Source organism: Polaribacter sp. M10 (assembly GCF_054968445.1).
In genome coordinates this window covers 53,434-72,645 of the sequence record NZ_JBSSBG010000011.1, presented here as the reverse complement: position 1 = coordinate 72,645, position 19,212 = coordinate 53,434, and the positions used below count along the sequence as shown (strand labels likewise).

The window sequence follows — 19,212 nt, the reverse complement described above, 5'->3', positions numbered from 1 at the left end:
ATTTAAAATTAAAAACAATAATTTACAATCGCTGTTTAATAATACTTTCTACAACTTCTGGATTTAAAAGCGTAGAAACATCGCCCAAATTATTTAACTCATCAGAAGCTATTTTACGTAGAATGCGTCGCATAATTTTTCCTGATCGTGTTTTTGGAAGACCTTCTGTAAACTGAATTTTATCCAATTTAGCAATTGGTCCTATTTTATCTGCAATCAATTGGTTGATTTCTTTTCTTACATTTTCGTGATTTCTGTCTTCACCTGAATCTTTTAAAGTAATGTATCCATATAAAGCACTTCCTTTAATATCGTGTGGAAAACCAACAATCGCAGATTCAGCAACAGCTTGATGTTCATTAATAGCATCTTCTATTGGTGCAGTTCCTAAATTGTGCCCAGAAACAATAATCACATCATCTACTCTACCTGTAATTCTGTAATAGCCAACTTCATCGCGCAAAGCGCCATCACCTGTAAAGTATTTATTTTCGTAAGCAGAAAAATAGGTTTCTTTATAACGTTGATGATTTCCCCAAATGGTTCTAGCCATACTTGGCCAAGGGTATTTAATACACAATCTCCCTTCTACTTGATTGCCTTGTAATTCCTGTCCGTTTTCATCCATCAAACAAGGTTGAATTCCAATAAATGGCAATGTTGCATAGGTAGGTTTTGTAGGGGTTACAAACGGAATTGGTGTAATCATCATTCCTCCTGTTTCTGTTTGCCACCAAGTATCTATAATAGGGCTGTTCTTTTTACCAATCGTATCATTGTACCAATGCCAAGCTTCTTCGTTTATGGGTTCACCTACAGAACCTAATACTTTTAAAGATGATAAATCGTATTTATCAACCAATTCTGTTCCGTGTTTTGCCAAAGCTCTAATAGCTGTTGGTGCTGTATAAAATTGAGTTATTTTATGTTTCTCTACAATTTCCCAAAAACGACCAAAATCTGGATAACTTGGTACACCTTCAAATAGTACAGAAGTTGCTCCATTTGCTAATGGGCCATACACAATATATGAGTGACCCGTAATCCAACCAATATCTGCAGTACACCAATACACGTCATTTTCTCTATATTGAAATGCATTTTTAAAGGTATATGCTGTATAAATCATATAACCAGCTGTGGTGTGTACCATTCCTTTTGGCGAACCTGTAGACCCTGAAGTGTATAAAATAAACAATGGATCTTCTGCATCCATAATTTCTGCTTTACATACTGTGGATGCTTTGTCTAGCAAAGGTTGTAACCATTGATCACGACCTTCTTTCATTGTAATATTAGAGTTGATTCTTTTTGCTACCAAAACTGTTTTTACTGATGGACAAGCTTCTAAAGCTTCATCTACAATTCCTTTTAAATCGATGGTTTTAGAACCTCTATAAGAACCATCTGAGGTAATCACCATTTTGCAATCTGCATCATTAATTCTTGTTGATAATGCTGTGGATGAAAAACCCGCAAAAACCACAGAATGAATTGCCCCAATTCTTGCGCATGCTAAAGTGGCAATTGCCAATTCTGGAATCATGGGTACATAAATACAAACACGATCTCCTTTTTGAATGCCATTTTCTTTTAGCACATTTGCAAACTGGTTTACACGTTCTGACAATTGTTGATAGGTAATGTGTTCTGCTGGTTCTTCTGGATTATTTGGCTCGAATAAAATAGCGGTTTTATCTCCTCTTGTAGCCAAATGTCTATCAATACAATTCTCGGTGATATTTAGTTTTGCACCTTCAAACCATTTGATTTCTGGCTTTGAGAAATCCCAACTCAACACCTTATCCCATCGCTTTTGCCAAACAAAATGTTCTTCTGCAATTTCTTCCCAAAACAATTCTGGGTTTCTTATAGAATTACGATAAACTTGATAATATTCTGGGAAATTTTTTATGTGATAATTACTCATTTTACGATTTTTATACTTAGCAATTTAGCATATCTAATTGATATTTAAAAAATTGATTTCTTTATTTGTTAATAATCTAGAATGTATTATGAATCTGATTCCTAAAGGAATTTCTAAAGAAAAACTAGCGCCTCTGCCTTTTGTAATATCGATAGTTAAATGCGTGTGCTTCCAGTATTCATATTGGTCTTGATTCATGTAAAAAGGAACGCCTTCTAAAGTACCTAAAAAAATATCACTTTCATCTAAGTACAACTCTCCCTTTTCAAAAATCATTGGTGATGAGCCATCACAACAACCACCACTTTGATGGAAAATTAAATCTCCATGTTTATCTTTAAGTTGTGTAACAATTTTTCTAGCCTCTTCTGTTATATCTATTCGATTCATAATGGTTAAAGTTAATAAAAAAGCTGAATTAGTCTATAATTCAGCTTTTAAAAAATTAAAACGAACTACTAAAAGAATCCTAATTTATTTTTGTCATAAGAAATTAGCATGTTTTTGGTTTGTCTATAATGCCCCATCATCATTAAATGATTTTCTCTACCAAAACCTGATTTCTTATATCCACCAAATGGGGCATGTGCAGGATAAGAATGATAACAATTAACCCAGACTCTACCTGCTTTTATGGCTCTTGGTATTTGATATAATTGATGCGCATCTCTAGTCCAAACTCCTGCACCTAAACCATATAAAGTATCGTTTGCAATTTCTAGAGCTTCTGCTTCATCTTTAAATTTTGTTACACAAACTACAGGTCCAAAAATTTCTTCTTGAAAAACCCTCATTTTATTATGTCCTTCTAAAATTGTTGGCTGAATGTAAAAACCGTTTGCTAAATCTCCTTCTGTATTTGCAGCTCCACCACATAGAACTTTAGCTCCTTCTTCTTTACCAATTTTTATGTAAGATTGAATTTTTTCGTACTGATCATTAGATGCTTGAGCACCAACCATGGTATTTACATCATAAGGATTGTCTTGAACAATTGCTTTTGTTCTAGCCACAACACGCTCCATAAATTTGTCATAAATACTTTCTTGTACTAAAATTCTTGATGGGCATGTACAAACTTCTCCTTGATTAAATGCAAATAAAACTGCGCCTTCAATGGCTTTGTCTAAAAAAGCATCGTCTTCATCCATCACACTTTCAAAGAAAATATTAGGAGATTTACCCCCCAACTCCATGGTTACAGGGTTTAGATTTTTAGACGCATATTGCATAATTAATTGCCCTGTAGTGGTTTCTCCTGTAAAGGCAACCTTATCTACTTTTGAGCTAGAAGCCAAAGGTTTACCTGCCTCTGGACCAAAACCGTGTACAACATTTATGACTCCCGGAGGAAAAACGTCTGCAATTTTTTCCATAAGCAAAGTTGCTGAAGATGGGGTCTGTTCTGCTGGTTTTAAAACCACACAATTACCAGTTGCTAGTGCTGGAGGCAGCTTCCACGATAACATTAATAATGGAAAATTCCAAGGTATAATTTGGCCAACAACACCTAAAGGTTCTTTAATGTTCATTGATAGCGTATTTGCATCTAATTCTGTAGCACTTCCTTCTTCAGACCTAATACAGGCCGCAAAATAGCGCCAATGATCAATTGATAAAGGAACATCTGCGTTTAACGTTTCGCGGACTGGTTTACCATTATCACAAGTTTCTACTAATGCAAATTCTTCTAAATTGGCTTCTATAATATCTGCAACTTTATTTAATAGTGAAGCCCTTTCTATAGCAGATGTATTTCCCCAAGATTCTTTTGCGGCATTAGCAGATTCTAATGCTAATTCGATATCTTCTTTTTGTGATCTTGGGTACTTTGCTATTAAAGTACCATCTATTGGAGAAGTGTTTTCAAAGTATTTTCCCTCAATTGGTGCTATAAATTTACCATTAATAAAGTTTGTATAAGTAGTTTTGAATGTAGGTTTTGAATAACTCATAATTTTGTTTAAGGTTAATATTCTATGTTTTTTTAATTATACTATCTATAATATTATAGACCAAATAATGAAATATCATCATATTTTACAAAGTTATTTTATTAATATCATTATTTTTTGAACATATTTATTATATTGTAGCACAATTCTATTATTAAATTATTTTTTATTTAGATTATGACTAACTTTTTAAAGTCGCACCATAAGAACAGAAGGTTAAGTACTTTGGTAGAAAACAGAACTACTTATAATTCTGATTTTGCAGAACTAAACATCTACGAAACATATAAATATGCAGAAAAAGTATCCTTAAAATTCGATTACCCAATTATTGCTAGCATGCTCACAGGTAAAAAAGTAATGCACCTTGATGGCTTATCTTCTTTTGATTTTTACCCAGGTGAATCTGTAGTAATGCCCTCTAATAAAGAAATGGTTATAGATTTTCCAGATGCTAAAATAAACACGCCAACTCAATGTTTAGCTTTAGGTATTGATAGTTCAAAAATTAATGAAGTTGTAGATAAATTTAACCATAATGTAGCTATAGAAAATGAAAATAATAAATGGACTTTAGACAATGCAGCCTCTCATTTAATAAATAACACTGATGTAAATCACTTAGTAAAACGTTTAACATACACATTTACTAACAATAATAAATCTAAAGATGTTCTTCTCGATTTAATGATTCAAGAATTAATTGTAAGATTATTACAAACTAAGGCTAAGTTTCTAATTTTAAATGACCAAAATGAAGTTTTTAACGATACAAGAATTGGTAGCGTAATTCAGTTCATTAAAAAAAACCTTACCAATAAAGATATTAATGTAGAAAATTTAGCTAAAAAAGCCAATATGAGTGCTTCACATTTTCATAAACAATTTAAAAACACTTTGGGGATTTCTCCTATTGATTACGTAAATTCTGAAAAAATTAAATTTTCTAAAAAACTTATTAAAGAATCTAAAGACTTACGAATTTCTGAAATTGCTTTCAAATCTGGTTTTAACAGCACTAGTTATTTTAATAGACAGTTTAAAAAATTGGAATTAATGACACCCCAACAATTTAAAAAATCTATAGATTAATAATTTTTATATTCGCTATTTTTTAATTTACTTAGTAACATTACTTTAAGTAAATTTAAAATTTGATAATAGACTTATTTTTAAACAACTGGTTCATTATTTTACTGTTTTTTACAGTGGCTATTTTATATTCTTCAGTAGGTTTTGGAGGTGGTTCTAGTTATTTGGCAATTTTAGCGTTAACCGGAATTCTGTTTACACAAATTAGAGCAACAGCTTTGCTTTGCAATATTGTTGTAGTATCTGGAAACGTATTGTTATTTTATCAACAAAAAAAAATAGATTTTAAAAAAATATTGCCTTTGGTATTTATGAGTATTCCTTTGGCGTATTTGGGTGGCTATTTAAAAATAAATCAGCAATTCTTTTTTATACTTTTGGGAGTTACTTTATTATTTGCTGCCATTTCTATGTGGATTTCTAAAAGAATTATTTCTAATGATGAAAAAAATCAAAAAATAAACATCTTAACAAATTTAAGTTTTGGAGGTAGTATTGGTTTTATATCTGGAATGGTTGGTATTGGAGGTGGAGTTTTTTTAGCGCCATTGTTACATCTCACCAATTGGGATACTCCAAAAAAAATAGCTGCCACTGCTAGCTTTTTTATCTTAGTAAACTCAATTGCTGGTTTATTGGGGCAATATGCTAATCCTGATTTTTTTATTGATTGGAATTTAACATCAATATTATTAATTACTGTTTTTATTGGCGGACAATTTGGAAGCAGAATGAGTAATAATTATTTTACACCCATTCAACTAAAAAAGGCAACTGCTATTTTAATTGCCTTTGTAAGCCTTAGAATTTTATGGAAATATCTTTTTTAACAAATAAAATTGGTTTCCATTGTATAATTAAATCAATAAAAATATATTTGAACCTCATCCAAAAAAAATAAAAATGTTAGGAATTATTTTTACCTTATTAATGCTAGTGCTTTTACAAGCCGTTTTAGGATTCGACAATTTGTTGTACATTTCATTAGAATCTAAAAAAGCACCAGCAGCAGATCAAAAAAAAGTTAGAAAAACAGGAATTTTAATAGCCATTGTGCTTAGAATTATTCTGTTATTTTTATTGGTTTCTATCATCGATTTTTTTCAAGAACCTTTTTCTTTTTTATCAGGAGGAATTGACGATGTTGTTCATTTTGCTTTTAATGGTCATAGTATTATTGTGCTTTTAGGGGGTGGTTTTATTATTTACACTGCCATTAAAGAAATTTGGCATATGATTTCTACAAAAGGGTTAGAGGTTGATGAAATGGCTACTGAAAAAAAATCTAAAACTGCAAATGCAGTAATTACAAGTATTGTAATTATGAACTTGGTTTTTTCTTTCGACTCAATTTTAGCCGCAATTGGTTTAACAAGCGAAATTGAAAACCCTACAACTGCTTTTATTGTAATGGCAATTGCTATTGTAATTAGTGGTTTATTAATGCTTATTATGGCAGATAGAATTTCTACTTTTTTATCTAAAAACAGAATGTACGAAGTACTAGGATTGTTCATCCTTTTTATAGTTGGTATTATGCTAATTACAGAAGGTGGTCATTTAGCACACTTAAAACTTTTTGGGGAAGAAATTGTACCAATGAGTAAAACAACTTTCTATTTTGTATTGGCAATTTTAATAATTGTTGATGTTGTTCAAGGAAAATATCAAAAGAAATTACTTTCAGAAAAAAAATAATTTTCTAATCATTATCAATTAAAAAGACGCTTAGAGCGTCTTTTTTTTGTTATGAAAATTATAAAAATATTTTTGTTTAATATTTTTAACATATTATTAAACATTTTAAACTCCATAATACCTTAATTTTGTTCTAAACTTAAAAATACTTATTATGAATTTTAAAAAATTATTATCTACAACTGTTTTGGCAATTGTAATTTCTTTACCAACTTTTTCTAATACAGATCCAAAAAATGACAAAAAAAACAACAGTACAAAAAGCGAGAAAACAATTGTAGGTGTTGCTGCTTCTAATGACAATTTTACAACTTTAGTGGCTGCTGTAAAAGCTGCTAATTTAGTTGAAGTTTTAAATGGAGAAGGCCCATTTACGGTTTTTGCACCAGTAAATAACGCTTTTAACAAATTACCTGAAGGCACTGTAACTACACTATTGAAGCCAGAAAACAAAGATATGTTAACTGCTATTTTAACCTATCATGTTGTTGCTGGAGAATTTAAAGCTAAAGATGTTGTAAATGCCATTAAAACGAATAATGGGCAGTTTATAATTAAAACTGTACAAGGTGGAACTTTAACTGCTTCTTTAAAAGAAGGTAAAGTAATTTTAACAGATGTAAAAGGAAATGTTTCTACAGTTATAATTACAGATGTGGAGGCTTCTAATGGAGTTGTACATGCCATAGACACAGTTGTAATGCCAAAATAAAATAAACATCCCCAAAAATAAATTTATTTTTTGTTTACTTATTATGACTTTATATTTAACAAAAATACATTCAAAGTTATTATTTTAATGAAATACTTCTAGAAAATCCTTTAGAATGGATTACAAATGTGATTGTAGAAGTTTTTTGGTTGATTAATGAAAACCGCTACTAAATTGTAGCGGTTTTTTATTGTAGTTCATCTATAGAATCTTGCAGTCTTTTGATGATGATTTGTTTAATCCTTCTATTAAATTCGGAGGAATTGTTTTGATATATTTTGTATTCATCCAAAGAAAAATGACCTAATACAGTACCTAAAATTTGATTTATAAACTGTAAATCTTTTTCTAAAACCGATTTTATTTTTGCTCTTTTCTTTTGTTCTGATAGCTTTGTAAAATCAACTTTTCTTTTTATTAAATACGTATTAAAAAATGCAATTAACAAATGGTGTTGCATTTTAATAATTGGTCTTAAAACTGAGTTTTGAAAAACTTCTGTTTCTGTTGTACTTTTACTTACTAAATCCTGTAAAATTGGTCTTTCTTTTTTCATTTCTCTAACAATTCATCTAATTCCAATTGATAATCGTATTGCAAATCTTCGTGTAATTTTTCAATCGCTTTTTTTATCATTCTTACTTGAGCATCAAACACATTTTGCAAACGCTGACTTCTGTTTATAGAAGGCTTCATTTCTTTTAATTTTTTGCAGAAATACAAAAGCAATTCAGTTTCTGTTTCTTTCTTTTTAGAATATCTGATAAACTTTTTGGTAAGCGATAAAATTTTACGCACACTTTTTCTGATGTAAAAATAACTTTTGGTATTTATATCAGAAAACTGCTCATCCATTTGATCTTTAATAGATTGAATATAACCTTCTTCGTTATAAGATTCGAATAATAAATAAGTTAATAACTCTTTATTTTCTTTTTTAAATCTTGATAAATGCAAGCACAACTCTTTTAACTCATCAGCAGATTTATGAGATAATTCGTCTTTAAGTTGTTTAATGGTTACTGCTTTCAATTAAAATTTTATTTAACTTATGATAATAAGTTTAAGATGAAAAAAGGAAATACCTACAAGGTTTTAAAAACCTTGCAGGAAAATATTTTACTGTTCACTAGGTATTTTTACAACCTCGTTAACATCAGCATTATAATCTACACCATCAACTTTAAAGCCAAATAGGTTAAAAAATTCATTACTGTAGCCTTGTAAATCTCCAATTTCTGATAAATTTTCGGTAGTTGCTTTTTGCCAAAGTTCAGCAATTTCTGCTTGAACATCTTCGCGCATTTCCCAATCATCAATTCTAATTCTACCTTTATCATCTAAAGCTAAATCACCACCAAATAAACGTTCACTATACAAACGTTGTATTTGTTCTATACAACCTTCGTGAATTCCTTTTTCTTTCATCACTTTAAACAATAAAGAAATGTATAAAGGAATTACAGGAATTGCAGAACTAGCTTGAGTTACCAAAGCTTTATTTACAGAAACATAAGCATTTCCGTTAATCGATTTTAAATCATCAGCAATTTCAAAAGCTGTTTTTTCTAGATGATCTTTAGCAGCACCAATGGTTCCATTTCTATACACTGGTTTTGTAACTTCTGGGCCAATATAAGAGTAAGCCACAGTTGTTGCGCCTTCAGAAAGTAGGTTTTCTGCTTGTAAAGCATCCATCCACATTTTCCAATCTTCACCACCCATAACAGTAATTGTGTTTTCTACATCATCGCCTTCTGCAGGATTTATCGATATTTCTGATACATTACCTGTATGAAAATCTACAGTTTTATTGGTAAAAACTTCGCCAATTGGTTTTAATACGGATTTATATCTTTTACCTGTATTTGGATGTTTTCTTACTGGTGATGCTAAACTGTAAATTACTAAATCTACCTGACCTAAATCTTCTTTTATTAGATTTACAACTTGCTCTTTTATCTCATTAGAAAAGGCATCTCCGTTAATGCTTTTTGCATACAAACCTGCTTTGTGAGCATGTTTTTCAAAAGCAGCAGTGTTGTAATATCCAGGAGAACCTGGTTTGCCTTCTGTAGCTGGTTTATCAAAGAAAACACCTATTGTTGCTGCATCTGAACCAAATGCACTTGTAATTCTAGATGCTAATCCAAAACCTGTTGATGCACCAATAACTAACACTTTTTTAGCACCTTCAATTTTGCCTTTGGATTTTACATATTCTATTTGATTGATTACGTTTTGCTCACAACCAGTTGGATGTGATGTTAAACAAATAAATCCTCTTGTTCTTGGTTCTATAATCATTTTTTTAATTTATAAAGATCTTTCAGGTTTAAAAAACCTGAAAGGTCTATGAAAGTTAGTTGCTTTTTAAAAAAGATTTTACATTCTCTTCAATTCTTTGTAACACATTTTCTGTTGATGCTTTTACAAAGGTTTCTCCAGTAATTTGTTCGTACAATTCTATATATCTGTTCGAAATTTCGATGATTTTTTCATCAGACATTTCTGGTATTTGCTGATTTTCTTTTCCTTGAAAACCATTTTCTATCAACCATTGACGCACAAATTCTTTCGATAATTGTTTTTGAGCTTCATTATTCTCTTGTCTTTCTTGGTAACCATCAGCATAAAAATAACGAGAAGAATCTGGAGTATGAATTTCATCAATCAACACAATTTTACCCTCTTTTGTTTTACCAAATTCGTATTTAGTATCTACCAAAATTAAGCCTCTTTTGGCTGCGATTTCTGTACCTCTTTTAAATAAAGCTCTTGTATAATTTTCTAAAATGATGTAATCTTCTTCAGAAACAATTCCTTTTGCTAAAATGTCTTCTCTAGAAATGTCTTCATCATGTTCGCCATTATCTGCTTTGGTTGATGGTGTAATTAAAGGTTCTGGAAATTGATCATTTTCTTTTAAACCTTCTGCCATTTCTACTCCACATAAAACACGTTTTCCTGCTTTATATTCACGAGCTGCATGACCAGAAAGATATCCTCTAATTACCATTTCTACCTTAAAAGGTTCGCACAAATGACCAATAGCTACATTTTCATCAGGATTTGCAATTAACCAATTAGGTACAATATCTGCAGTATCATTCATCATTTTGGTTGCAATCTGGTTTAAAATCTGACCTTTAAAAGGGATTTGACGTGGTAAAATTACATCGAAAGCAGATAGTCTATCAGTAGCAATCATCACTAAAAGTTCGTCATTGATATTGTAAACTTCTCTTACTTTACCTTTGTATACAGACTTTTGTTTTGGAAAATTAAAATTGGTTTCGTTAATCGTATTCATTAAATTGATTGTTATTAAAGATGCAAAAATAAGCTATAGAATATTATTTCGTTTCCTTTTCAAGTACTTTTATTTGCTTTAAATTATCGGTAATTGGTGTTACTGTAATTACTTTTTCTCCAGGTATAAAGTAGAAAAAATAAGCAGAATTTTGGCCTATTTTACGAACATCTAATTTAGTGTTGTCTTTAAAAATTAAGGTATAATTAGGTATAATTTCTTTATTGGTATATTTATGTTTCATTCCTATTCCCATACCTGTTCTCATAGAAATAAATAATAAAAAGAAAATAAACATCATACCAGGAATAATGTTTTTCTTCTCTTTTAGTAACGCATACTTTTTATCCCATTTTTCTATGTTGTACATTTTTCTGTACCACTTTTTTTCTCTTAAATAAGCGTAAAAACGAAACATCCATTTGGTAAAATATAAATACATCAACCAAAACATAAAACCTAAAAAGAGCGATATTTTCCAATTATTGGTTAACAAACTGATAGGAGAAATTAAAGCATCTAAAATTGTGGTATAGTTTAAATAGGATACCCCAAAAATTCCATAAAAAATGGCATCGCTTACAATACCTAAAATAATTAGATATAAATACCCAATGTAAAAGTAGTCTTGTAAGCCTAATTTCTCTTTTTCTATCTTAATCATTCAGTTTCTATACTTTTATAGGCTGTAATTATTTTCTTAACCAATCTGTGTCTTACTACATCTTTATCATCTAAATATACTTGTGCAATACCTTCAATACTTTTTAAAGCCAGTAAAGATTCTTTTAAACCAGATACTTGTTTTCTGGGCAAATCGATTTGTCCTGGATCACCAGTAATAATAAATTTAGCACTTTTACCCATTCTTGTTAAAAACATTTTCATTTGATTATGGGTTGTGTTCTGAGCTTCGTCTAAAATAACAAAGGCACTATCTAAAGTTCTACCTCTCATAAATGCTAAAGGTGCAATTTGAATGACTCCTTTTTCTAAATGCGATTCTAATTTTTCATGCGGAATCATATCTCGTAAAGCATCATACAAAGGCTGCATGTATGGGTCTAATTTATCTTTTAAATCTCCAGGTAAAAAACCAAGATTTTCTCCAGATTCTACAGCTGGTCTTGTTAAAATTATTCGTCTAACATCTTTTTCTTTTAATGCCTTAACAGCCAATGCAACAGCAGTATAGGTTTTACCTGTACCTGCAGGACCAACAGCAAAAAGCATATCATTTTTTTCCATTAACGATACCATTTTTCGCTGATTTTCTGTTTGTGGTTTTATTAATTTACCACTAACACCATGCACTAAAATATCTTTTGCGTTTCTGGCTGCAGTTGTTTTTTCTTCGTTTCCTGTAGAGGTTAAAATACGCTCAATACTATTTTCATCCAACTTGTTGTAGCGATTAAAATATTTAATTAAACGTTCTAATCGTGTTTCGAATTCATCTAAAATATCTGCTTCTCCATAAATTTTAAGTTTAGATCCGCGAGCAACAATTTTAATTTTCGGGAAGTATCTTTTTAATTGCTCTATTGTACTATTCTGTGTACCAAAGAAATCTTTTGGGTTAATTTCCGTTAACTCTATAATGCGTTCGTTCAAATGATTGTTTTTTATAGTTTGTTACAATTTTATTTCAACTAAAAGTAGTAATTAAAACTACTAAAATGATTAGATTTGCTTAAAATAGTTAACAACTTTTACACAATTAATTAACAGTAGAAATTAATGGCTTTAATTACTTTAACAACCGACTTTGGAACTAAAGATCACTTTGTAGGTGCTGTAAAAGGAGCTATTTACACTGAATTGGCTGATGCTAGAATTGTAGATATTACTCACGAAATATCTCCTTTTAACATTACAGAAACTGCTTATATTTTAAAAAATTCTTACAAAAGTTTTCCTAAAGGAACCATACACATTATTGGTGTAGATTCTGAATTAAGTAGAGATAACAAACACATTGCTTTGGCTTTAGACGAGCATTATTTTGTTTGTCCTGATAATGGATTAATCTCTATGATTGCTTCTGAAATTAATCCTACAAAAATTGTAGAAATTAATATTCACGATAGAATTGAGAGCAGTTTTCCTGTTTTAGATGTGTTTGTAAAAGTAGCCTGTTTTATTGCAAGAGGTGGTAATTTAACTGTTATTGGTAAAGAAATTTTTGATTTTAAAAAACTAGTAGAAATTCAGCCAAAAGTAAATCAAGCAAAAAATCAAATTATTGGTGGAGTTTTGTACATTGATAATTATGGGAATTTAATTACAAACATCAGCAAAAAAATGTTTAACGATATTGGTAAAGGAAGAGATTTTAAAATTAATGCATCTCGTTATTCATTTACCAAAATCTATAATAAATACAACGAAATTACTGGCGATAATTCTAAAGATTCTAGACAGTTTGATGGCAATAAACTTGCCCTTTTTAACTCTGCCGATTTTTTAGAAATAGCAATTTACAGAAGTAATTTAAAAACAGTTGGTGGGGCTTCTACCCTTTTAGGTTTAGAATATAGAGATCCTATTATTATTGATTTTTTTTCAGAATCTAAACCAGAATATTCAACCTTATCTTAAATTTTATGCTGGTTAGAATTGTAAAAATGAGTTTACACTCTAAATATATTGCTGATTTTCAAGAAATGTTTGACGAAAAAAAAGCAATTATCAGAAATTCTGATGGATGTAAATTATTAGAACTATATCAAGATAAAAATAACCCAGAAATCTTTTTTACATATTCTTATTGGGAAGATGAAAATGCCCTAGAAAACTATAGAAATTCTGACTTTTTTAAAGCCACTTGGAAACAAACCAAAGGTTATTTTAATGCAAAACCTGAAGCTTGGAGTGTAGATAAAAGAGTTAGTATTCAGTAAGCAGTAAGCAGTAAGCAGTAAGCAAATTTAAAAATGAATTTCGCCTTTAAGAATTTTCCTGAAATAAGAACTAAAAGGTTACTTTTAAGAGAAGCAACTTTTAAAGATATAAAATCAGTTTTTGACTTACGTTCTAGTAAAGAAATTAATAAATTTGTAGGTACAAAAAGAGCAGAAAATTTAGAAGAAGCTAAAGATTTTATTGAAGTTTGTAAAGAGTTATTTCAAAAACAAAAAAGAATATTTTGGTTGATAGAATATCAAACTCAAATAATTGGAAGTATCGTTTTACATCAAATTGATATCGATAAAAATTATGCAGAAATTGGGTATAAATTAAAACCTGAATTTCATCAAAAAGGAATAATGACAGAAGCAATGGAATCTGTTTTGGTATTCGGAATTCATCAAATGAAATTAAAAACCATAGAAGCCTTTACACATAAAAATAATTTAGCATCAATTGCGTTGTTAAACAAACTAAATTTTATTTTTCAGCCCGATAGAAAATGTAATACTTATGCTTTTAATCGAATTTACAAATTAGAAATAAACTAAATGTATCCAATCCTAAAAAAAGAATTCAACTCATTTTTCTCAAGTCCAATTGCCTATTTGGTTATTGGAGTTTTTTTGCTGATTAATGGTTTGTTTCTCTTTATTTTTAATGATGATTTTAACATCTTAAATGCTGGTTTTGCAGATGTAACTCCGTTTTTTTATTTAGCTCCTTGGGTGTTTCTTTTTCTGATTCCTGCAATTACCATGAAAAGTTTTGCTGATGAATTTAACACAGGTACCATAGAACTTTTAAAAACAAAACCCATTTCTGATTGGCAAATTGTTCTGGGTAAATTTTGGGCTTCTCTCCTACTAGTTTGCATTGCTATTGTTCCTACTTTTATATATGTGTATACAGTTTATCAACTAGGAAATCCTGTTGGAAATATCGATTTTGGCAGTACAATTGGTTCTTATATGGGTTTATTATTTTTGGCTGCAACTTACACTTCTATAGGTTTGTTTACATCAACTTTATCCAAAAATCAGATTGTAGCTTTTATTATTGGTGTTTTTATTACGTTTAATTTGTTCTACGGATTTGATGCTATTGCTGCTTCTTTTGGCAATAATAGTTTAACCATTCAACAATTGGGCATTAACGAACATTTTAAAAGTATTTCTAGAGGTGTTATTGATACCAGAGATCTTATTTATTTTTTAAGTGTTACTTTTTTCTTTTTATTCATTACTAAAACACGATTAGACCATGAATAAAAAAATCAAAAATATAAGTGTACTAATCATAGGTTTAATGGTTTTAAACATTGCAAATCAATCTTTTTACAAACGTTTCGATTTAACTGCTGATAAACGCTATACCTTATCAGAAACTACAAATTCAATTTTATCAAAAGTTAAAAAACCACTTTTTATAACGGTTTATTTAGAAGGCGATTTTCCATCAGAATTTAAAAGATTACAAGTAGAAACCAGGCAATATTTAGAAGAGTTAGCAGCAGAAAATAATCAAATTAAAATCCATTTCCAAAATCCTGATGACCAAAGAGAAGATTTGATTAAAAAAGGGATGATGCCTAGCCAATTAACTGTAGAAGAAGATGGTAAATTGTCTGAAGCCATTATTTTTCCTTGGGCAGAAATCAACTTTGGCAACAAATCAGAAATCGTTTCTTTATTGCCAACTGGCATTGTTGCAAGCCAAGAAGAGCAATTGCAAAAAGCCATCGAAAATTTAGAATATAGTTTTTCTAATGCTATAAATAGCATCCATCAAACCAAACAAAAAAGTGTTGCTGTTCTTACAGGAAATGGGGAATTGCAAGACATTTATCAATATAGTTTTTTAAGCGAAGTTGCTAAAAAATACAAATTGGCAAAGTTTACATTAGATTCTGTAGACACAAATCCGCAACAAACTTTACAAGATTTAAGCTCTTTAGATTTGGCAATTATTACAAAACCAACTCAAAAATTTACTGAGAAAGAAAAGCTAGTTTTAGATCAATACATCACAAATGGAGGTAAAACATTGTGGATGTTAGACAATGTACAAGCAGACCAAGACAGTTTATTTAATAGAGGTAAAATGTTGGCTTACCCAAGAGATTTAAACTTAACAGACTTGCTGTTTTCTTACGGAATTAGAATAAACACAAGCTTAATTAAAGATTTATATGCTGCTCAAATTCCTTTAGCAACTGGTAATGTTGGCAATCAGCCTCAGTTTCAAAATTTCGATTGGTTTTTTCATCCTTTGGTTGGCGCTAATCCAAATCATCCAATTAGCAAAAATGTAGCTCCAGTTCGTTTGCAATTTGCAAATCAGATAGATACCTTAAAGAATAACATTAAAAAAACGCCATTATTAATGAGTTCTACTTTAACGCAAAAAATAGGAACTCCTGCAATTATCGAATTGCAATCTATAGCAGAAGAACCTCAAGAAAAAGAGTATGTTTCTGGGCATCAATTGTTTGGGGTTTTATTAGAAGGCGATTTTAAATCGGCTTATAAAAACAGAGTAAAACCTTTTGAAACATCACTTTTTAAGGAGAATGCAAACCAGAATAAAATGATTGTTATTGCTGATGGTGATGTAGGGAAAAATCAACTTTTAAAAGGAAAACCAACAGATTTATCCATAGACAAATGGACCAACCAACAATTTGGAAATAAAGATTTCTTAATAAATGCAGTTGATTATTTGTTGGATGATTCTGGGTTAATCAACCTAAGAAATAAATCACTACAAATTAAAATGTTAGACAAACAAAAGGCTTTTAAAGAACGAACGTTTTGGCAGTTTTTAAATGTAATTTTGCCTTTACTTTTATTGTTTTTATTCGGTTTTATTTTTAATTATTTACGTAAGAAGAAATATAGTTAGCTGTTAGCTGTTAGCTGTTAGCTGTTAGCTGTTAGCTGTTAGCAAAAATGAAAAATTACTCGAACTTAAAAACTTTGAAACTTTGAAACTTTGAAACTTTGAAACTTAAAATGAAAGTAAATCATCGTGAATAAACTCATAATTTAAAACTTTCTGAATTTTATCCGAAGAAATTATTTTCCATTCATAAACATCATTATTTTCAAATTCTGGCAACTCAAAACCAGCACTCAACTTAGCCAAAGTATAAAATTCTCTTCTTGTTGGGTGATGATTGGCACAGGCATTAAACAATTCATTCCAAGAATTTTGACCAATGATTTCGTGAATAATTTCGATGCAATCTTCTCTATGAATCATATTTACAAAACCTTTGGGTTGTGGAATTTTTTTCCCATTTTTAAACCAATTTGCTGGCTGTCTTTCACCACCAAATAATCCTGCAAAACGAATAATTGTAGTTTCAAAAAAAGTATTTTCTCTAAATAAGTTTTCTATTTCAACCAAAGGATGATTGTGTAAAACCTCATCTTCTTCTGTCATCACTTTATTAATACGTCCATACACGGAAGTAGAACTTATAAAAATTACTTTTTGGATGGATGATTCTTGAATCTGAGCAATCAAGTTTTCGAAACCATCAATATCTTTAGATGTAATTGCAATAATTAAAATATCAGATTGTAAAAATGCATCAACTTCTTCATTTTCAGAAATATCAACCAGATAAGTTTCAATATCCAAATTTTCTAAAATTGGCACTTTTTCTTCGGATGTTGTAGAACCTTTTACAGCATATCCATCATCTAAAAACGACAAAGCCAAAGGTTTCCCTAACCAACCACAACCTAAAATACTAATGTTTTTCATCTTAAAACCACATTTATAAAGCAAAGATACAATCCCTTTTTAAGGTTTTGTTAACATTAGTCACTTTTTGAAATCGTAATTTTGGTATCAATTAATTAAAACAATCTAACCATGAAAAAAACAATATTATCATTATTTGTAGCTGCAATTGCATTTTCTACAAACGCTCAAATTAAAACACCAGCTCCAAGTCCGTTTCAAAAAATGGAACAAATTGTAGGTTTAACAGAGGTTACTGTAGAATATTCTAGACCAAGTGTAAAAGGAAGAAAAATTTTTGGTGGTTTAGAAGATTATGGCAAAGTTTGGAGAACAGGTGCCAACCAAAACACAAAAGTAACTTTTAGTACAGATGTTACTGTTTCTGGTACAAAAGTTAAAAAAGGAACTTACGCTTTATATACAATTCCTGGAAAAAAAACTTGGGATATTATGTTATATGCTGATGCCACAAACTGGGGAAATCCACAAAAATGGGACGATTCTAAAGTGGTTGTAAAAGTTAATGTACCTGTTATAGAAATACCAATGATTATTGAAACATTTACCATTTCTTTTGATGATTTAACAAACAGTTCTGCTGTTTTAGGTATTATGTGGGAAAACACTTATGTAGGTTTACAGTTTGAAACTCCTACAGATGCAATGGTTTCTGAAAGTATAGAAAAAATTATGCAAGGTCCTTCTGCTGATGATTATTATGCAGCTGCTGCTTATAATTTAAGTGCAGATAAAGATATTGATAAAGCAAAAGTTTGGATAGACAAAGCTGTAGAAATGACTGCTGATGCTCCAAAATTTTGGTTTTTACGCAGACAAGCTTTAATTTATGCAAAAGCAGGAGATAAACAAGGTGCTATTAAAGCCGCAAAAGCTTCTTTAAAATATGCAGAAAAAGCAAATAACGCAGGTTATATTAAAATGAATAAAGCTTCTTTAAAAGAATGGGGAGCAATGTAAAACGCTTTTTTTATTCTTTATAAAATTTAAAAAACTCAAGCTTTTGCTTGAGTTTTTTTTTATAAATTCACAATGTTACGAAAAGGTCAAATATTTAAAAATGTTTTTACAGTTTAAATATTAATCGTAATATTGCAATATAATAATTAATTGAACTTATTTTAAGTTGATTATATCAAAAAAAATTTTAAACATATTAATCGTAAAATTACAATTAATAAAATAGAATACCAATGACAGCTACAGAAACAACAGTATTTAAAGACATTGAAAAAGTTATTTTAGAATTAGATCCTCAATCTATATCAGAAGAGCGTAAAGAGGTTTTACAACCTTTAACAGACTACATTCAAGAAAAAGTGAGCAAAAAAGCCGCAATTAGAATCAATTTTATTTGTACACACAATTCTAGAAGAAGTCATTTATCACAAATATGGGCACAAACTTTAGCCACTTATTTTACTATTGAAAATGTAACTTGTTATTCTGGTGGTACAGAAGCTACAGCATTATTTCCTGTTGTGGCAGAAACTTTATCAAATTCAGGATTTCAAATTAAAACCATTTCAGAAGGTAATAATCCTGTATACAGTATAAAATATGCGGATAATGAACACCCAATTATTGGGTTTTCTAAAAAATTAACAGACGATTTTAATCCGACTTCAGAATTTGCAGCAATTATGACTTGTTCTCAAGCTGATGGTGGTTGCCCATTTATTGCTGGTGCAGAAAAACGTATTCCTATTACTTTTGATGATCCAAAAGCGTTTGACAATACACCACAACAAGCTGAAAAATACAACGAAAGAAGTATACAAATAGCTACTGAAATGTTTTACATTTTTTCACAAATAAAAGCGTAACA

General features: G+C 29.9%; 21 protein-coding genes. 11 read left to right on the top strand and 10 right to left on the bottom strand.

Annotation, left to right across the window (positions count from 1 at the left end):
- Positions 1-22: 22 nt before the first annotated feature.
- From acs to ACWYN7_RS11180, 3 genes are all read right to left on the bottom strand, one after another.
- On the bottom strand, positions 23-1,930 hold the full coding sequence (gene acs / locus ACWYN7_RS11190; protein ID WP_462860041.1) for an acetate--CoA ligase: 1,908 nt from the start codon (positions 1,928-1,930) through the stop codon (positions 23-25).
- A gap of 33 nt (positions 1,931-1,963) precedes the next feature.
- Positions 1,964-2,320 (bottom strand): DUF779 domain-containing protein, encoded by a 357-nt coding sequence (locus tag ACWYN7_RS11185; RefSeq protein ID WP_462860040.1) that lies wholly within the window; start codon positions 2,318-2,320, stop codon positions 1,964-1,966.
- A 68-nt stretch (positions 2,321-2,388) separates the two neighbouring features.
- On the bottom strand, positions 2,389-3,885 hold the full coding sequence (locus ACWYN7_RS11180; protein ID WP_462860039.1) for an aldehyde dehydrogenase family protein: 1,497 nt from the start codon (positions 3,883-3,885) through the stop codon (positions 2,389-2,391).
- 177 nt (positions 3,886-4,062) lie between these two features.
- Between ACWYN7_RS11180 and ACWYN7_RS11175 the strand changes: the two genes are divergently transcribed.
- The 4 genes from ACWYN7_RS11175 (at position 4,063) to ACWYN7_RS11160 (ending at position 7,387) form a co-directional block, all read left to right on the top strand.
- Complete coding sequence (locus tag ACWYN7_RS11175; RefSeq protein ID WP_462860038.1) at positions 4,063-4,977, top strand: AraC family transcriptional regulator; 915 nt, start codon at positions 4,063-4,065, stop codon at positions 4,975-4,977.
- 62 nt (positions 4,978-5,039) lie between these two features.
- Complete coding sequence (locus ACWYN7_RS11170; protein WP_462860037.1) at positions 5,040-5,807, top strand: sulfite exporter TauE/SafE family protein; 768 nt, start codon at positions 5,040-5,042, stop codon at positions 5,805-5,807.
- A 73-nt stretch (positions 5,808-5,880) separates the two neighbouring features.
- Positions 5,881-6,675, top strand: coding sequence for a TerC family protein (locus ACWYN7_RS11165; protein ID WP_462860036.1), 795 nt, complete (start codon positions 5,881-5,883; stop codon positions 6,673-6,675).
- Between the two features lie 154 nt (positions 6,676-6,829).
- A complete protein-coding gene (locus ACWYN7_RS11160) occupies positions 6,830-7,387 on the top strand; it encodes a fasciclin domain-containing protein (RefSeq protein ID WP_462860035.1) in 558 nt (185 codons plus the stop codon).
- A gap of 187 nt (positions 7,388-7,574) precedes the next feature.
- On the opposite strand, the gene ACWYN7_RS11155 is transcribed toward ACWYN7_RS11160, so the two are convergent.
- From ACWYN7_RS11155 to ACWYN7_RS11130, 6 genes are all read right to left on the bottom strand, one after another.
- Positions 7,575-7,943, bottom strand: a complete 369-nt coding sequence (locus tag ACWYN7_RS11155) for a glyoxalase (RefSeq protein WP_462860034.1) — start codon at positions 7,941-7,943, stop codon at positions 7,575-7,577.
- Positions 7,940-8,419, bottom strand: coding sequence for a hypothetical protein (locus tag ACWYN7_RS11150; protein WP_462860033.1), 480 nt, complete (start codon positions 8,417-8,419; stop codon positions 7,940-7,942). The genes ACWYN7_RS11155 and ACWYN7_RS11150 overlap by 4 nt, the downstream gene beginning before the upstream one ends.
- Before the next feature lie 87 nt (positions 8,420-8,506).
- Positions 8,507-9,694: an enoyl-ACP reductase FabV gene (gene fabV, locus ACWYN7_RS11145; RefSeq protein WP_462860032.1), complete on the bottom strand. Its 1,188-nt coding sequence runs from the start codon at positions 9,692-9,694 to the stop codon at positions 8,507-8,509.
- A gap of 55 nt (positions 9,695-9,749) precedes the next feature.
- A complete protein-coding gene (locus ACWYN7_RS11140) occupies positions 9,750-10,700 on the bottom strand; it encodes a phosphoribosylaminoimidazolesuccinocarboxamide synthase (RefSeq protein WP_462860031.1) in 951 nt (316 codons plus the stop codon).
- Positions 10,701-10,743: 43 nt separating this feature from the next.
- Positions 10,744-11,364 (bottom strand): hypothetical protein, encoded by a 621-nt coding sequence (locus ACWYN7_RS11135; RefSeq protein WP_462860030.1) that lies wholly within the window; start codon positions 11,362-11,364, stop codon positions 10,744-10,746.
- Positions 11,361-12,314, bottom strand: coding sequence for a PhoH family protein (locus ACWYN7_RS11130; protein WP_462860029.1), 954 nt, complete (start codon positions 12,312-12,314; stop codon positions 11,361-11,363). Before ACWYN7_RS11130 ends, ACWYN7_RS11135 begins: the two co-directional genes overlap by 4 nt.
- A gap of 126 nt (positions 12,315-12,440) precedes the next feature.
- Between ACWYN7_RS11130 and ACWYN7_RS11125 the strand changes: the two genes are divergently transcribed.
- The 5 genes from ACWYN7_RS11125 to gldG are packed head-to-tail and all read left to right on the top strand — an operon-like array spanning position 12,441 to position 16,514.
- Positions 12,441-13,301: an SAM hydrolase/SAM-dependent halogenase family protein gene (locus ACWYN7_RS11125; RefSeq protein ID WP_462860028.1), complete on the top strand. Its 861-nt coding sequence runs from the start codon at positions 12,441-12,443 to the stop codon at positions 13,299-13,301.
- Positions 13,302-13,306: 5 nt separating this feature from the next.
- Positions 13,307-13,603, top strand: a complete 297-nt coding sequence (locus tag ACWYN7_RS11120) for a putative quinol monooxygenase (RefSeq protein ID WP_462860027.1) — start codon at positions 13,307-13,309, stop codon at positions 13,601-13,603.
- A gap of 33 nt (positions 13,604-13,636) precedes the next feature.
- Complete coding sequence (locus tag ACWYN7_RS11115; protein ID WP_462860025.1) at positions 13,637-14,161, top strand: GNAT family N-acetyltransferase; 525 nt, start codon at positions 13,637-13,639, stop codon at positions 14,159-14,161.
- Positions 14,162-14,881, top strand: a complete 720-nt coding sequence (gldF, locus tag ACWYN7_RS11110; RefSeq protein ID WP_462860023.1) for a gliding motility-associated ABC transporter permease subunit GldF — start codon at positions 14,162-14,164, stop codon at positions 14,879-14,881. It begins immediately after the preceding gene.
- Entirely contained in the window at positions 14,874-16,514 is a 1,641-nt protein-coding gene (gene gldG, locus ACWYN7_RS11105) for a gliding motility-associated ABC transporter substrate-binding protein GldG (protein ID WP_462860021.1), read from the top strand. Before gldF ends, gldG begins: the two co-directional genes overlap by 8 nt.
- A gap of 105 nt (positions 16,515-16,619) precedes the next feature.
- On the opposite strand, the gene ACWYN7_RS11100 is transcribed toward gldG, so the two are convergent.
- Positions 16,620-17,384, bottom strand: a complete 765-nt coding sequence (locus ACWYN7_RS11100) for an NAD(P)H-binding protein (protein ID WP_462860019.1) — start codon at positions 17,382-17,384, stop codon at positions 16,620-16,622.
- 111 nt (positions 17,385-17,495) lie between these two features.
- Here ACWYN7_RS11100 and ACWYN7_RS11095 point away from each other — a divergent pair, with 111 nt between their 5' ends.
- Together ACWYN7_RS11095 and ACWYN7_RS11090 are read left to right on the top strand one after the other, a co-directional pair.
- Positions 17,496-18,344 (top strand): DUF2911 domain-containing protein, encoded by an 849-nt coding sequence (locus ACWYN7_RS11095; RefSeq protein WP_462860017.1) that lies wholly within the window; start codon positions 17,496-17,498, stop codon positions 18,342-18,344.
- 233 nt (positions 18,345-18,577) lie between these two features.
- On the top strand, positions 18,578-19,210 hold the full coding sequence (locus ACWYN7_RS11090) for an arsenate-mycothiol transferase ArsC (RefSeq protein ID WP_462860016.1): 633 nt from the start codon (positions 18,578-18,580) through the stop codon (positions 19,208-19,210).
- The last annotated feature ends 2 nt before the right edge of the window (positions 19,211-19,212 follow it).

Bases quoted from the DNA above. Each gene is read 5' to 3' on its own strand.
- ACWYN7_RS11135 (WP_462860030.1), bottom strand. From the start codon at position 11,364: ATGATTAAGATAGAAAAAGAGAAATTAGGCTTACAAGACTACTTTTAC.
- ACWYN7_RS11140 (WP_462860031.1), bottom strand. From the start codon at position 10,700: ATGAATACGATTAACGAAACCAATTTTAATTTTCCAAAACAAAAGTCT.
- gldF (WP_462860023.1), top strand. From the start codon at position 14,162: ATGTATCCAATCCTAAAAAAAGAATTCAACTCATTTTTCTCAAGTCCA.
- ACWYN7_RS11115 (WP_462860025.1), top strand. From the start codon at position 13,637: ATGAATTTCGCCTTTAAGAATTTTCCTGAAATAAGAACTAAAAGGTTA.
- acs (WP_462860041.1), bottom strand. From the start codon at position 1,930: ATGAGTAATTATCACATAAAAAATTTCCCAGAATATTATCAAGTTTAT.
- ACWYN7_RS11090 (WP_462860016.1), top strand. From the start codon at position 18,578: ATGACAGCTACAGAAACAACAGTATTTAAAGACATTGAAAAAGTTATT.
- ACWYN7_RS11160 (WP_462860035.1), top strand. From the start codon at position 6,830: ATGAATTTTAAAAAATTATTATCTACAACTGTTTTGGCAATTGTAATT.
- gldG (WP_462860021.1), top strand. From the start codon at position 14,874: ATGAATAAAAAAATCAAAAATATAAGTGTACTAATCATAGGTTTAATG.
- ACWYN7_RS11180 (WP_462860039.1), bottom strand. From the start codon at position 3,885: ATGAGTTATTCAAAACCTACATTCAAAACTACTTATACAAACTTTATT.
- fabV (WP_462860032.1), bottom strand. From the start codon at position 9,694: ATGATTATAGAACCAAGAACAAGAGGATTTATTTGTTTAACATCACAT.
- ACWYN7_RS11125 (WP_462860028.1), top strand. From the start codon at position 12,441: ATGGCTTTAATTACTTTAACAACCGACTTTGGAACTAAAGATCACTTT.
- ACWYN7_RS11120 (WP_462860027.1), top strand. From the start codon at position 13,307: ATGCTGGTTAGAATTGTAAAAATGAGTTTACACTCTAAATATATTGCT.
- ACWYN7_RS11155 (WP_462860034.1), bottom strand. From the start codon at position 7,943: ATGAAAAAAGAAAGACCAATTTTACAGGATTTAGTAAGTAAAAGTACA.
- ACWYN7_RS11175 (WP_462860038.1), top strand. From the start codon at position 4,063: ATGACTAACTTTTTAAAGTCGCACCATAAGAACAGAAGGTTAAGTACT.
- ACWYN7_RS11100 (WP_462860019.1), bottom strand. From the start codon at position 17,384: ATGAAAAACATTAGTATTTTAGGTTGTGGTTGGTTAGGGAAACCTTTG.
- ACWYN7_RS11165 (WP_462860036.1), top strand. From the start codon at position 5,881: ATGTTAGGAATTATTTTTACCTTATTAATGCTAGTGCTTTTACAAGCC.
- ACWYN7_RS11185 (WP_462860040.1), bottom strand. From the start codon at position 2,320: ATGAATCGAATAGATATAACAGAAGAGGCTAGAAAAATTGTTACACAA.
- ACWYN7_RS11095 (WP_462860017.1), top strand. From the start codon at position 17,496: ATGAAAAAAACAATATTATCATTATTTGTAGCTGCAATTGCATTTTCT.